Annotated in this window: 14 protein-coding genes; 5 read left to right on the forward strand and 9 right to left on the reverse strand. The window is 64.6% G+C overall.

The features are described from left to right. The first annotated feature begins 79 nt into the window (after positions 1-79). Together C0V78_RS01435 and C0V78_RS01440 are read left to right on the forward strand one after the other, a co-directional pair. Positions 80-2,038: a potassium transporter Kup gene (locus C0V78_RS01435; protein WP_101796100.1), complete on the forward strand. Its 1,959-nt coding sequence runs from the start codon at positions 80-82 to the stop codon at positions 2,036-2,038. 50 nt (positions 2,039-2,088) lie between these two features. After that, complete coding sequence (locus C0V78_RS01440) at positions 2,089-2,586, forward strand: hypothetical protein (protein ID WP_101796101.1); 498 nt, start codon at positions 2,089-2,091, stop codon at positions 2,584-2,586. A gap of 56 nt (positions 2,587-2,642) precedes the next feature. Here C0V78_RS01440 and C0V78_RS01445 read toward each other — a convergent pair whose 3' ends face one another. From C0V78_RS01445 to C0V78_RS01475, 7 genes are all read right to left on the reverse strand, one after another. Further along, positions 2,643-3,218 (reverse strand): urate hydroxylase PuuD, encoded by a 576-nt coding sequence (locus C0V78_RS01445; RefSeq protein WP_101796102.1) that lies wholly within the window; start codon positions 3,216-3,218, stop codon positions 2,643-2,645. Between the two features lie 111 nt (positions 3,219-3,329). Further along, on the reverse strand, positions 3,330-3,980 hold the full coding sequence (locus tag C0V78_RS01450) for an inner membrane-spanning protein YciB (protein ID WP_371514411.1): 651 nt from the start codon (positions 3,978-3,980) through the stop codon (positions 3,330-3,332). After that, a complete protein-coding gene (gene ftsY / locus C0V78_RS01455) occupies positions 3,977-4,903 on the reverse strand; it encodes a signal recognition particle-docking protein FtsY (RefSeq protein ID WP_101796103.1) in 927 nt (308 codons plus the stop codon). The genes C0V78_RS01450 and ftsY overlap by 4 nt, the downstream gene beginning before the upstream one ends. Beyond that, positions 4,900-6,072: a MiaB/RimO family radical SAM methylthiotransferase gene (locus C0V78_RS01460; RefSeq protein WP_101796104.1), complete on the reverse strand. Its 1,173-nt coding sequence runs from the start codon at positions 6,070-6,072 to the stop codon at positions 4,900-4,902. The genes ftsY and C0V78_RS01460 overlap by 4 nt, the downstream gene beginning before the upstream one ends. After that, a complete protein-coding gene (gene dapF / locus C0V78_RS01465) occupies positions 6,069-6,887 on the reverse strand; it encodes a diaminopimelate epimerase (protein WP_101798130.1) in 819 nt (272 codons plus the stop codon). The genes C0V78_RS01460 and dapF overlap by 4 nt, the downstream gene beginning before the upstream one ends. Positions 6,888-6,925: 38 nt before the next feature. Beyond that, entirely contained in the window at positions 6,926-8,620 is a 1,695-nt protein-coding gene (locus C0V78_RS01470; RefSeq protein WP_101796105.1) for a bifunctional diguanylate cyclase/phosphodiesterase, read from the reverse strand. 59 nt (positions 8,621-8,679) lie between these two features. Then, entirely contained in the window at positions 8,680-9,624 is a 945-nt protein-coding gene (locus C0V78_RS01475; protein ID WP_101796106.1) for an isopenicillin N synthase family oxygenase, read from the reverse strand. A 61-nt stretch (positions 9,625-9,685) separates the two neighbouring features. Between C0V78_RS01475 and C0V78_RS01480 the strand changes: the two genes are divergently transcribed. Together C0V78_RS01480 and C0V78_RS01485 are read left to right on the forward strand one after the other, a co-directional pair. Then, entirely contained in the window at positions 9,686-10,114 is a 429-nt protein-coding gene (locus tag C0V78_RS01480) for an EVE domain-containing protein (protein ID WP_101798131.1), read from the forward strand. 139 nt (positions 10,115-10,253) lie between these two features. Continuing rightward, positions 10,254-10,430 (forward strand): hypothetical protein, encoded by a 177-nt coding sequence (locus C0V78_RS01485; protein ID WP_254049780.1) that lies wholly within the window; start codon positions 10,254-10,256, stop codon positions 10,428-10,430. Here C0V78_RS01485 and C0V78_RS01490 read toward each other — a convergent pair. Then, positions 10,413-11,735 (reverse strand): MFS transporter, encoded by a 1,323-nt coding sequence (locus C0V78_RS01490; RefSeq protein WP_101796108.1) that lies wholly within the window; start codon positions 11,733-11,735, stop codon positions 10,413-10,415. The two genes, C0V78_RS01485 and C0V78_RS01490, sit on opposite strands and share 18 nt — an antisense overlap. Positions 11,736-11,879: 144 nt before the next feature. On the opposite strand from C0V78_RS01490, the gene pgsA reads away from it, so the two are divergent. Then, positions 11,880-12,452, forward strand: coding sequence for a CDP-diacylglycerol--glycerol-3-phosphate 3-phosphatidyltransferase (gene pgsA / locus C0V78_RS01495; protein ID WP_101796109.1), 573 nt, complete (start codon positions 11,880-11,882; stop codon positions 12,450-12,452). Positions 12,453-12,470: 18 nt separating this feature from the next. On the opposite strand, the gene C0V78_RS01500 is transcribed toward pgsA, so the two are convergent. Further along, complete coding sequence (locus C0V78_RS01500; RefSeq protein WP_101796110.1) at positions 12,471-13,241, reverse strand: hypothetical protein; 771 nt, start codon at positions 13,239-13,241, stop codon at positions 12,471-12,473. Positions 13,242-13,256: the final 15 nt, after the last annotated feature.

Genomic DNA, 13,256 nt, shown 5'->3' on the forward strand with positions numbered 1-13,256 from the left:
CGATTGCGTTGCGGCGGCAATGCGCGGATGCTAGGCGCGCGCAGCCGAATCGGCAGCGCAAATAGGGGCATGCATCTGCATGGCTGAATCGCAGAATTCCGGCGCGGCCATTTCGGCCGACGCCAATATCGCATCCCACCATCCCGGCGGTCATCACGGCGGCCTGGCCAAGCTGGCGATCGGCGCGATCGGTGTCGTCTTCGGCGATATCGGTACCAGCCCGCTTTACGCCTTCCGCGAAACCTTCGCCTCGCATCATGGTGCGCCGGGAATCCAGGTCGATCCGGTGCACATCCACGGTGTGCTCAGCCTTGTCTTCTGGTCGATGATGATCGTCGTGACGTTCAAGTACGTCCTGACCATCATGAAGGCGGACAACAAGGGCGAGGGCGGCAGCCTGGCGCTGCTGGCGCTGATCAACCGCAAGTCGGAAAACGCCAAGTGGACCGGCCCCTTCGTGCTGCTGGGCGTCTTTGCCACGGCGCTGTTCTATGGCGATTCGATGATCACCCCGGCCATGTCGGTGCTCTCTGCGACCGAAGGCCTGCAATACGTCCATCCCGGTTTCAAGGACTGGATCGTTCCCCTTGCGGTGACGATCCTGTTCGGCCTCTTCGCCATCCAGTCGCGCGGGACGGAAAAGGTCGGCCGTCTGTTCGGGCCGATCATGATGGTCTATTTCATCACGCTCGCCGTGCTGGGCGTGACGCACGTTACGGCGATGCCGGGGATCATCCTTGAGGCGATCAACCCGCTCAACGCGGTCAATTTCTTTCTGACCGACGGTTTTCGCGCCTTTGTTGCCATGGGTTCGGTGGTGCTCGCGGTGACCGGTGCCGAAGCACTCTATGCCGACATGGGCCATTTCGGCCGCAATCCCATCGGGGTCAGCTGGCTGGCCTTCGTCCTGCCGTGCCTGCTGCTCAATTATGTCGGGCAGGGCGCATTGGTCCTTTCGCAGACCAGCCCCGAGGCGGCCGCTGCGCTGATCAAGGATCCGTTCTTCCTGATGATCCCGGACATGGTGCGCATTCCGGTGATCGTGCTTGCCCTGCTGGCGACGATCATCGCCAGCCAGGCGGTGATCTCGGGTGCGTTCAGCCTGACCCAGCAGGCCATCCAGCTCGGCTTCATGCCGCGCATGCAGATCAAGCACACCAGCGCCGCGGCTGCCGGGCAGATCTACATTCCGGTAATCAACTGGGGCCTGATGATCATGGTGCTGGTGCTGGTGCTGTTCTTCGGCTCCTCGACCCGGCTGGCGGCTGCCTATGGCATCGCGGTTACGGGCGCGATGTTCATCGATACGCTGCTGCTGGCAGCCGTGCTGATCTCGCTGTGGCACTGGCCGCTGTGGAAGGCGCTGCCGCTGGTCTTCGTGTTCATCGTCGTCGACATCGCTTATTTCGGGGCGAACCTGATCAAGGTGCCGCAGGGCGGCTGGGTGCCGCTGGCAATGGGCTTCTTCATCTTCACCCTGCTCACCACCTGGTCCAAGGGCCGCAAGCTGATGCGCGCCGCCATGGCCGAGGGAACCATTCCCTTCGAGGTCTTCGCCAAGAGCGCCCATTCCAGCGCCCAGCGCGTGCCGGGGACGGCGGTGTTCATGGCCTCCAGCGCTGCCGGTGTTCCTTCGGCCCTGCTGCACAACATTAAGCACAACAAGGTGCTGCACGAACGCGTGGTGATCCTTACCGTGTCGATCGAGGACGTGCCCTATGTCGATCCCGCAGAGCGGGTGACGTGCAAGCAGTTCGGCGAGGCCTTCTACAAGCTGAAGCTGCGCTATGGCTTCCTTGAGGAAACCGACGTGCCCGCGGCGCTGAAGGAAGCTAACGTCTGCGGCGAGCCTTTCACCATGATGAAGACCAGCTTCTTCCTCTCGCGCCAGACGCTGATCGCCTCGGCCCGGCCGGGAATGGCGATCTGGCGCGAAAAGTTGTTTGCCTGGATGCTGCGCAACGCGGCCAGCGCCATGGAATTCTTCCGCCTGCCGTCCAACCGCGTCGTCGAACTCGGCAGCCAGGTGGAGATCTGACGCTGCCGGGCGGGGCACCGCTGCCGGGTCTGGCCGATACCGGCCTGGTCTTGCTGCCCCGCCACGGAGCACGCTCGCTGGCCCTTGCTGCCGGCGCTGGCCTGACCTTCGGTGCCTGGATGGCGCTTGCCGATGCGACGCTGTTTTCCACCATCGTCCCGCAAGTGCAACGCGACATGGTGGCAGAGGCTGGGCCGCTGGCGCGCATTGCCTGGTTCGCGCGCGGTGCCCTGATCGACGAGTTGCAGCTGCGGCTGGTGGCGCTGACCGGCATCACCTGGAGCGTCATGGCGCTCACCGGCAGGCGCGGCCCTGCGGTGCACTGGCTGGCCATTCTGCTCACGGCTTTCGTTGCCTACCCGCTGGTCGCACGGGGCTATTTCACCGGGCTGGAATGGTCGGCCCTGACCGTGATCCGCGAGCTTTCGCTGCATGGCGCAGCGGGCGTGCTGTGGGGCTGGCTGTGCTGGCGGCACGGCTGGCTCGCCGGATTGACTGGCCACATTGCTGCCCACGCCAGCCTGCAACCATTGCTTTCCATGGGCTGAAACGAGAACGGCGCCCCCGAAGGAGCGCCGTTCGGCTTCAGGCGTTTCTCCCCGCCTCAGCCAAGATTTGCCGTGACCATGCAATAGAGCATCGGCAGCGACAGCAGCAGGTTGGTGCGGCTGGCAGCAAGGGCCACCGGCGCAGCCTTGGCCTTCGCCTCGTCCGAAGCTTCGACCAGGCCGAGGATCTTCTTCTGGGCCGGCCAGATCAGGAACCACACGTTGGCGGCCATGATCAGCGCCAGCCACATGCCCAGGCCGATCATGTTTTCGGCGCGGGTGGCACCGGCAAAGCTCAGCGCGCGGTGGCCGTAGCCGTTGACGAAAGCAATCACCAGGCCGGTGATCACGGTCAGCAGCGCGGCATAGCGGAAGAAGAAGAACACCTTGGGCGCGATATAGCCCGTCACGCCCTTCTTCAGTTCGGCCGGGACCGACGGCATGGTCGGAACCTGGACGAAGTTCAGGTAATAGAGCAGGCCGATCCACAGGATGCCGAAGAAGGTGTGCAACCAGCGGAACAGCGAGTTCGTGGTCACCGGCGCAATGCCGTCATAACAATACATAACTCCGATCGCGGCGGCGAGGCCGACGAGCAGAACCAGGTGCAGGTTTCCGAAAAACTTGGCCATAGCTTCCCCCTTGTTGTCCTTTCGTTTGACGCCGGACGTTACGGTACGGCGCTCTAAATGCGTTAATTGCGAACGATTGTCACCGCTTTTTGCGGAAAATCCCCAGCGCCATCACTCGTGCGGCGTTGTCGCCTCGGCCTCGTCCTTCGCCTCGCTGGCCAGTCCGTGACGCAGAAGCATGGGCATGTGGGCGAAAGTGAAGACGAACGAAAGCGGCAGGAACAGCCACAGCTTGGCCTGCAGCCACTGTTCGAAAGTGAACCAGTCGCGATTGGCTAGAACTTCGTTGATCGCGGCGAGCGCGATGAAGAACAGGCCCCAGTTGCGCGAAAGCTTCATCCAGCCGGCATCGTCCAGGCCTTCGAAAGCCGCGCCCAGCAGAATCTTCAGCAGCGCCTTGCCGCGCAGCCAGCCGCCCAGCAGCATCACCGCGCCGAACAGGTAGACCACCGTGGGCTTGTGGCTGATCCACGCCGGGTCCTGCGTCCACACGGTCAGTCCGCCGAAGAACAGGATCATCGCCGTTGTCAGCCACAGCATGGGCGAAACGTGCCTGAAGCGGATCAGGCTGACCGCGAAGGCGACGATGGCTCCGCCCATGAAGGCAATCGTGCCGCGAACGACCGCGGCAATCTCGCCGATCATGTCGCCGCGATCGCTGGGCGAGTAGTACTTGTAGACCACGAAAAACAGCAAGATCGGGCCGTAATCGACCACCAGTCCGAGCCAGCCGGGCTTCTGGGCCTTTGCCTCAGTCATCATGCCACTCCTGCGATGACGCGCGCGACAAGATCGGGGTCGAAGGGGCGCAGGTCGTCGATCTTTTCGCCAACGCCGATGGCGTGGATCGGCAGGCCGTATTGTTCGGCGGCGGCAACCAGCACACCGCCGCGCGCCGTACCGTCAAGCTTGGTCATGATCAGACCGGTCACTCCGGCAACCTCCTTGAACACTTCGATCTGCTGCAAGGCGTTCTGCCCGTTCGTGGCATCGAGCACGAGGACAACATCGTGCGGCGCCTCGGGGTTCAGGCGTCCGAGCACGCGCCGGATCTTGGCGAGTTCGTCCATCAGCTCGCGCTTGTTCTGCAGGCGGCCCGCCGTATCGACGATCAGCGCATCGGTGCCCTTGTCGGTCGCCAGCTTGACCGCATCGAACACGATGCTCGCCGGATCGCCGCCTTCGGGCCCGCGCACGATTTCGATGCCGAGCCGGCCGGCCCAGACGCCCAGCTGCTCGATGGCGGCGGCGCGGAAGGTGTCGCCCGCGGCAAAGAGCACGCCATAGTCCAGCTCCTGGAACAGGTGGCCCAGCTTGGCGATGGTGGTTGTCTTGCCCGATCCGTTGACGCCGATCACCAGGATCACCTGCGGGCGGGGGAAGGCGACGATGTCCAGCGGCTTGGCAACCGGGCGCAGGATCGCAGCGATCTCTGCCGCAACCGCTTCTTTGATCGCGCGCTCGTCTGCGCCGCGCTCAAAGCGTTCCTCGGCCAGCCGGTCACGGATGCGGCGCGCGGCGCGTGGGCCGAGGTCGGAAAGGATCAGCGCATCTTCCAGATCGTCCAGCTGCGCTTCGTCCAGCCGGGTCTTGCTGACGATGCCGGAAAGGTTCTCCGTCAGTCGCTCGGACGTCTTCTTGAAACCGCCGAAAATGCGGTCGGTCCATGAGCTTTCGCCGCTCATGCCAGCAGGCCTTCGGTGACGCGTTCGGGTACCATGGTAACGATCGATCCGGGTTGGGTTGCGGGGGGCAGCTGCACCCTCGCGAAGTTTTCCGCATGGCCGGTCCCGTCGCGTTCGGCAAGCACCTTCAAGGACTTTCCGACCAGCGAGGCAAGCCAGGCAGTGCGTTGCGCGGTAACGGCGGTGCGCAGTTCGGCGGCGCGTTGCCGGATTGCCTGCGGGGCAACCTGCGGCATCCGCGCGGCAGGCGTACCGGGGCGCGGCGAATAGGGGAAGACGTGACCGTGCACCACGCCAAGCTCGCCGATGATCGACAGGTTGGCCCGGTGCATCGCCTCGTCCTCGGTCGGGAAGCCGGCGATCAGGTCTGCACCGATGGCGATTTCGGGGCGGCGGTCGCGCAGGCGGCTGACAAGCGAAAGGGCATCGGCGCGGCTGTGGCGGCGCTTCATGCGCTTCAGAGCCAGATCGTGCCCGTGCTGCAGTGAAAGGTGCACGTGCGGCATGACGCGCGCTTCGCCCGCTATCAGGTTAAACAGGTGATCGTCGATCTCCACACCGTCGAGCGAGGAGAGGCGTAGGCGATCGAGCGAAGGGAAGGCGCGAAGGATCGCCTCGACCAGCGAACCGAGCCGCGGCGCGCCGGGCAGGTCGCTTCCCCATGAGGTGAGATCGACCCCGGTAAGCACGACTTCGCGCACCCCGTTGGCAAGGTGGCGGTCTACCTCTGCCAGAACTTGCGGAACCGGCAGGGACCGGCTTTCGCCGCGGCCCTGCGGGATCACGCAGAAGGTGCAGGCATGGTCGCAACCGGTCTGCACGGTAACATAGGCGCGGGTGTAGCTGGCCGACGGTGCGGGCCGCGCGGGCGGCACGTTCCAGGCACGGGGATCGAGCTTGGCGCGGTTGGCAATCAGGCCATCGACCTCGGGCATGGCGGAAAGGGCGTCGCGTTCCACTTCGGCGGCGCAACCGGTGACGATCAGCCGGGCATCAGGATGGGCACGGCGGGCGCGGCGGATCGCCTGCCGGGTCTGGCGCACGGCCTCTGCCGTGACCGCGCAGGAATTGACCACCACCATGTTTCCGGCATCGGCCAGCAGGCCGCGCAGCGCCTCGCTTTCGGACAGGTTCAGCCGGCAACCCAGCGAAACGACTTCGACCGTCACCCGGCCACTCCGTAGTCCGCCGCATCGAACGTGCCGCGGAAGCTTTCGACGGCAGGGCCGGTCATGGTGATGCGGTTGTCCGCGCCCCAGCCGATGGCAAGATCGCCCCCGGCGAGCGAGACGGTAACCTGCCGGTCGACCAGTCCCCGGCGCATGGCGGCGATGGCCGTGGCGCAGGCGCCGGTCCCGCAGGCGCGAGTTTCACCGGCACCGCGTTCCCACACACGCAGGCGGATGTGGCTGCGGCTGGCGACCGTCGCGATGTTGACGTTGATCCGGGCGGGAAACAGCGGGTCGTGCTCGATCAGCGGGCCGAGCCGTTCGACTTCCACCGCCCCGCAGTCAGGCACGAAGAACACGACGTGCGGGTTGCCCACGTTGACTGCCGCCGGGGCATCGAGGTCTTCCCAGCCGACCGGCATGGTCAAGGTATCCATGGCGTAGGCCAGCGGGATGGCCTGCCAGTCAAACCGCGGCTCGCCCATGTCGACGGCAATGCCGCCATCGGCGGGCGCGGCCTTCAGCAGTCCGCCAAGTGTTTCGATCGTCGCTTCCGCACCGTGCAGCAGGCCCACCGCGCGGGTGGCGTTGCCGCAGGCTTCCACTTCGCTGCCGTCGGCGTTGAAGATGCGCATCCGGAAGGTGGCAAGTTCGGACGGTTCGATCAGGATCAGCTGGTCGCAGCCGATGCCCGTCTTGCGGTCAGCCAGGGCGGCGGCGAGGCGCGCATCCATTGCCGGCACGCCACCGGCACGCGCATCCAGCACGATGAAATCGTTGCCCAGGCCATGCATCTTAACGAAGGGTACGCGCATGCCCGGCATCTAGGGACGCGCGGGGGCAAGGTCCAGCCTTATGCCGTTCCTGCCCGCTGTTCGGCGTTCGTGGGCGAGGGGAAGGCCAGCGTCTGCGCCTTGCGCAGCAGGCCCAGTTCGGCGAGCCGCTTTTCGATATCGGGTGCGGCGGCGGGGCGGCCATAAAGATAGCCCTGCGCCTTGAATTCCCCCATGCGGCGCAGTTCGTCCACCACTTCGGAATCCTCCACGCCTTCGGCCGTGATCGGCAGGCCGAGGCCGCTGCCGAGCGAGGCGATGGCCTGGACGATGGTCATCGAATCGCTGTTGCTGGCGAGCGTGGAGATGAAGGATCGGTCGATCTTGATGCGGTCGAACGGCAAGGAGCGCAGCTGCGCCAGCGAGCTGTAGCCGGTGCCGAAATCGTCAAGGCTGATGCGCACGCCCTGGTTCTTCAGGCTGACAATCAGCGACCGGACAAGGCCGAGGTTTTCGTGCAGGCAACTTTCGGTGATCTCGATCTCCAGCCGGTTGGCGGGAAAGTTGGCCTCTACCAGCAGCTTGAGCAGCTTTTGCGCGAACCACGGATCGCGCAGCTGCACCGGCGAGATGTTGACCGAAAGCGACAGCGCCGGGTCCCATTCCTTGGCATCCTGCAAGGCTTGCCGGATGACGCTTTCCGAAAGGTCGCCGATCACGCCGATTTCCTCGGCAATGGGGATGAACAGGTCGGGGCCGACCAGGCCCAGTTCCGGGGATTGCCAGCGAGCCAGCATTTCGAAGCCGGAGATCGTGCCTGTCTTCAGGTCCACCTGCGGTTCGTAGAAAGGAACGAATTCGCCGTGGGCCACGCCGTGGCGGATCCCTGCTTCCAGTTCGCTGCGAAAGCGCAGTTCGCTTTCCATCTGCGGCTCGAACCAGAAGTAGCGGTCCTTGCCGGCCTTCTTGGCGTGATACATGGCGATATCGGCCATGTGCAGCAGGTCTTGCGCGGTCACCGCCTTGCCCGTGGCGATGTCGAACCGCGCAAGGCCGAGCGAGATCGAGAGGCCCTCCAGCTTCACGCCCGCCGATTCGACCGGCGCAGAAAGCGTTTCGAGCAGTTGCGCGGCAATGCGTTCGACCACTTCGGGTCGCGCTGGGTCGAAGGGAATGGCGCAGGCGAATTCATCGCCACCCAGCCGCGCGGTCAGCGAACCCTGGGGCAGGACTGCCTGCAGCCGCCGCGCCGATTCGCGCAGGACAGCATCGCCGGCGGCGTGGCCGTTGCAGTCATTCAGGCGCTTGAAATTGTCGAGATCGAACACGAGCACCGCCACCTGCTCCCCGCGGCGGCCAGCGGCGTTGCGCAGTTCCTCGATTGCCGCACAGACGGAGCGGCGGTTGAGGCAACCGGTGAGCGGGTCGGTTTCCGCAAGAAGGCGCGCGCGCTCCTCGGCCCGCGAGCGTTCCTGCACCTGATCGGTCAGATCGCGATAGCGCCGCCAGCCGAAGATGATCAGCGCAATGTTGAGCAGCAGCGCGTTGCTGAGCACTCGGTCGGGCGGCAGGCCGATGCCCTGGAGCCAGCGGATCGCCTGCGGGATGACCGTGCCACCCGTGCCGACAAACAGCACCAGCGCGACGAAGCTGATGGCCAGGACGACGACATCCCTGCCGGTCCGTTCCAGCTGCTTTTTCGCGTCTGAGTTACGGCCCGCGCCGGCACCTGCATGATCGCCGACACCCCTGTTGCCGGATGAATGAGCGATCATGCAGTCTTCGCGATGAAATATTGGTTAAGTTCCAGCGGAGAGCGGGCCGCGGGAAAGTCCTAGGCCTTCTTTTTCAGCCCGATCTCGATCAGCCGCTGCTGAAGGAATTCGTCCGCGGTGATCGGCTCGGGATAGCGATCGGGATTTTCCGCGCTGATGCACTGGGGCAGCGTCTTGATGGGGAAATCGCTGCGCAGGTGCAGGAAGAACGGCATCGAATAACGGCTGAAGCGCGCGCGTTCGGGATCGGGGTTGCGCACGCGGTGAATTGTGGAAGGCAGCATGTGATTGGTCAGCCGCTCCAGCATGTCCCCCACGTTGATCACCAGCGCGCCCTTGGGCGGCGAGGCGGAAATCCAGCGTTCGCCCTTGTAGAGCAGTTCCAGCCCGGCTTCCTCGGCACCCAGCAGCAGGGTGATGAGGTTGATGTCGCCATGGGCACCGGCGCGGATTGCCTCTCCCGTCACGCCTTCGAGCGGGGGATAGTGCAGCAGCCGCATCACCGAGTTGCCGTCCTCGATCGCCGGATCGAACCAATGCTCGTCCAGCCCCAGATGGACGGCGATCCGCGAAAGGATGGTCGCGCCGGTGGCGTCGAACTGGCGGTAAAGCTCCTGGAACAGGTCCTTGAACCCCTCGGGCCGGGTCGGCCAGACGTTCGGCGGCATCGAGGCATCGGCGAGCGGGCTGCCGGGCGGCAGGTCACGTCCGATGTGCCAGAACTCCTTGAGATCGTGAGCCTTTGCGTCCTTCGCGATTTCGGTGCCGAACGGCGTATAGCCGCGTGCGCCGGCGATCCTGGGATCGTGGTAGCTGCGCTTTTCCTCTTCGGGCAGGGCGAAGAACTGTTCGGTAAGCTGCCAGGCGCGGTCAATAAGGTCGGCATCGATGCCGTGGTCCTTGACCATGGCGAATCCGAACGTCCTGAAGCTGTCACCGATCGCGGCCGAGAAGCTGGCGGGATCGTCAGCCAGCGAAAGCACCGGCAAAGTTGTAAGTGGCATGTGGCGTGTTCCGCAAATTTGGGTAATGGCGCGCGGCATAGACCCTTTTCCGGTGAAGTTCATGACCAAAATCAATCCGACCAAGCGCTACTGGCTGATGAAGAGCGAGCCCGACGTCTATTCGTGGGACGACCTCGTGTCGGAGGGCGAGGGGACGTGGGATGGCGTGCGCAATTACACCGCCCGCAACAACCTGCGCGCGATGCAGCAGGGGGATGAGGTTTTCTTCTATCATTCCAACATTGGGGTGGAGATCGTGGGCATTGCCCGGATCAGCGAGGAAGGCTTCCAGGACCCCACGGACGAGACCGGCCGCTGGACCGCGGTGAAGGTGAAGCCTGTGCGCAAGCTCAAGCGGGCGGTGACGCTGAAGGAAATAAAAGCCGATCCGGCACTCGCCGAAATGGACCTTTTGACGAAATTCCGGCTTTCCGTTTCGGAAGTCCGTCCATCGGAGTGGGAATATATCCTCAAGCTTGCCGAAGGCTAAGGGGAAACACGGGGAAGGGTTAATGTGCCGAAACGGGAAGCGCGGATAAATCGGCGATTCCCGGGCTGGTGCGATGGTGAAGGACTTCTTAACGCAAGTGCCAGTCGCAAGGGAGATTGGCCCCGTGAGAAGAGCCCTGGTGTTAACCGACGAAACCGCCCGTCACCCGTTCCTGATGCGCCTGCCGCCCCATGTGCGGCGCGGCTCCGATGCTAAGCCCGCCCGTCCGCAATGGCGCCTTTCCAGCGAGGACGTGAAGCAGTTCCTGATGGCCTACAGCGCCTGCTTCCTGGCCGTTTCAGCCTGGCTCGGCTGACTTCGCCAAGGCCGCACGCTCGCTGCGATAGAGCTGCGCGCCGAGCAGGGCGGAAATCACGCACATCACCGCGCTCAGCAGCACCTGTTCCTTGAGCGGGACGCCAATGGCGCTGAGTCCCATGGCGACGAGCGAGCCGATCACCATGGCGCCCGAGTTGACGATGTTGTTCGCGGCAATGGTGCGGGCCGTCTGCGACTTGTCGACGAAAGTGGTGAGGAAGGCATAGAGCGGAACCACGAACATGCCGCCGGCAATGGCGATCCCCAGCAGGGTCAGCAGCAGCGGCACGGCCAGCGGCTGGGCCAGGAACGCGCCGACATCGAGCAGCCCGTTGCCGAGTTCGGGCCAGGAGTGGCAGACAAGGTAAAACGCCACGACGAACAGGGCCATGACGATCACGGAGGGTGCCGACCAGCGCGCCGAGACCGTGCCCTTGAGCAGCATGTTGATCGAAACCGAACCGATGGCGATGCCGACCGAGAATATGACGAGGAACAGGCTGGCCACTTCCTTGCTGGCGTGAAGCACGTTCTTGGCCAGCGGCGGGAACTGGATGAACAGCACGGTGCCGACCGCCCAGAAGAAGCTGATCGCCATGATCGCCTCGAACACACGGGCATCGTGGGTGGTCTGGCGGACCAGGTTCACCGAACTGCGCAGGAAGTGGAAGTCGATGGGTTCGGCGGCGGTCTGCGGCGGGGCAGGGGGCACCTGCCGGCCGGAAAGATAACCGACACAGGCCGTCAGCACGACGCCAAGCGCCGCCCATTCCACGCCGATCCATCCTGCCAGGATCGTACCGGCAAGGATGGCGATATAGGTGCCGGCTTCGACCATGCCGGTGCCTGCCAGCACTTCCTCGCTCTTCAGGTGTTGCGGCAGGATGGCGTACTTGATCGGCCCGAAGAAGGTGGAATGGACGCCCATGGCGAACAGCGCTGCCAGCATCAGCGGGATGGCGATCGTCGTCACCGCCATGCCCTGCCAGGCGAGCACCAGGCCCGCGCCGCCGACCAGCATGATCAGGATCTCGCAGAACTTCACCACGCGGATGATCCGCGCCTTGTCGCGCATGTCGGCAAGCTGGCCGGCCAGCGCCGAAAGGACGAAGAACGGCAGGATGAACAGCGCCGAGGCAATGGCGGAAAAGCGCGCTTCCGCAGCTTCGGAATTGTACACCGAATAGACCACGAACAGCACCATGGCGTTCTTGAACAGGTTGTCGTTGAACGCGCCCAGCAATTGCGTGATGAACAGCGGCAGGAAGCGCCGCTGGCGCACCAGATGTGTGGAAGTGGTCATGCGCTGCTTGAAAGCTCCCCCGTTTGGCGGCAGACCCTAGCGGGCAAGATGCGATGGGCAAGCCTGTAACGCACCGCCTCGGCGTTGGCTTGTGGACAGGGGGAGGCGGCTAAGGCTATCGGCCGCAGGAAAGTGAGTGCGAATTTGCTGACGCTGCCCAACATCCTGACCTTGTCGCGCATCCTTGCCGTGCCGGTGCTTGTTGCCCTGATGTGGTGGCCGGGCTGGCATACGGGCTATCTCGCTGCGTGGTGTGTCTATTCCCTGATGGGGATCACCGACTATTTCGATGGCTACCTTGCCCGATCGCGCGGCATGGTGAGCAAGCTGGGGCAGTTCCTCGATCCCATCGCCGACAAGATCATGATCGCCTCGGTCATTGTCGTGCTGGTGGCCAACCATGATGTCGAAGAGGTCCACGTGATCGCCGCGCTGGTGATCCTCCTGCGCGAGATCGCCGTATCGGGCCTGCGCGAGTTCCTTGGCGGGCTCAGTGTTTCCGTTCCGGTTTCCAGACTCGCCAAGTGGAAGACGACCTTCCAGATCCTCGCGCTCGGCTCGTTCATCCTGGCAGGCGGACTGCCGGGGTGGATGATCCCCGGCACGGAGCAGAACCTGCCGCAGGCCTTCGGGCTGGTCACCCTGTGGGGCGCAGCCGTGCTGACGCTGATGACGGGCTGGGATTACCTGCGGGTCGGCCTCAAGCACATGGACTGAAGGCCGCGCCGTCGCCGCTCATTCGCCTTCTGAGGGAGGCAGTTCGGTCGAGGCGACAGCAGGCTGCGATCCGCCCAGTTCCTTCGGAAGCGAGGTATCCGGCGCGCCCGCCTGGCCCATCGCCATCGCCTGAGTGGTGATTCCCATGGCTGTGGGCACAGGTTCACGCGATTCGGGCATGAACTGCGCGGTGATGGCCGGCGCAGCGCTTGCCAGCGAGCCACTTGCCGTGGCCACCGAAACCTCCGGCGCGGCAAGGCCGGCAAAGACCTTGCTGAACGAGGCGCGCTTGCGAACCGGGGCGGCGAGCTTCGGCTTGGCCGAAGCGAGGACCACCGACGGCGCGGCAACCTTCTTCGCCGAGGGGGCAACCGGGGCCTGGAGGCGCGGAGCAGGGATGGTGCGTGCCGCGAGTGCCGCGCGCGGTGCTTCGGCCTTCGGCCTTGCCACAACGGGTGCAGCGGCAAGGGCAGGAGCGGCCACCGGCTTTGCCACGGCTGCCGCTTTCGCCGCGACCGGGGCCGGCTGCGGTGCGGCGGCAAGCTTGGCCTCTTCCTGCCCGAAGGCGGGCTTGGGAAGCTCGCGGGCGAGGGCAGGGGCTTCCGGCTGCTGGACCTGCGGCTTGAAATCCACCTTCGCTGCGGCGGCGATCATTTCGTCATCGATGGTCGAAGCGCCACCGCTCGTCGGTTGGGAAAGGCGGCTGTGCAGATAGTAAATACCGGCCGCGTCTGCCACGACCATGGCCAGCACCAGGTTGCGAACAAGGTTCTTGCGCGATTTGAGCATGACGAATCCCCCTGA

Source organism: Novosphingobium sp. TH158 (genome assembly GCF_002855555.1).
GTDB lineage: Bacteria > Pseudomonadota > Alphaproteobacteria > Sphingomonadales > Sphingomonadaceae > Novosphingobium.

Excerpts from the sequence above, each read along its gene's own strand:
- C0V78_RS01445 (WP_101796102.1), bottom strand. The coding sequence starts at position 3,218 with ATGGCCAAGTTTTTCGGAAACCTGCACCTGGTTCTGCTCGTCGGCCTC.
- C0V78_RS01475 (WP_101796106.1), bottom strand. The coding sequence starts at position 9,624 with ATGCCACTTACAACTTTGCCGGTGCTTTCGCTGGCTGACGATCCCGCC.
- C0V78_RS01435 (WP_101796100.1), top strand. The coding sequence starts at position 80 with ATGGCTGAATCGCAGAATTCCGGCGCGGCCATTTCGGCCGACGCCAAT.
- ftsY (WP_101796103.1), bottom strand. The coding sequence starts at position 4,903 with ATGAGCGGCGAAAGCTCATGGACCGACCGCATTTTCGGCGGTTTCAAG.
- C0V78_RS01450 (WP_371514411.1), bottom strand. The coding sequence starts at position 3,980 with ATGATGACTGAGGCAAAGGCCCAGAAGCCCGGCTGGCTCGGACTGGTG.
- dapF (WP_101798130.1), bottom strand. The coding sequence starts at position 6,887 with ATGCGCGTACCCTTCGTTAAGATGCATGGCCTGGGCAACGATTTCATC.
- C0V78_RS01470 (WP_101796105.1), bottom strand. The coding sequence starts at position 8,620 with ATGATCGCTCATTCATCCGGCAACAGGGGTGTCGGCGATCATGCAGGT.
- C0V78_RS01490 (WP_101796108.1), bottom strand. The coding sequence starts at position 11,735 with ATGACCACTTCCACACATCTGGTGCGCCAGCGGCGCTTCCTGCCGCTG.
- C0V78_RS01500 (WP_101796110.1), bottom strand. The coding sequence starts at position 13,241 with ATGCTCAAATCGCGCAAGAACCTTGTTCGCAACCTGGTGCTGGCCATG.
- C0V78_RS01480 (WP_101798131.1), top strand. The coding sequence starts at position 9,686 with ATGACCAAAATCAATCCGACCAAGCGCTACTGGCTGATGAAGAGCGAG.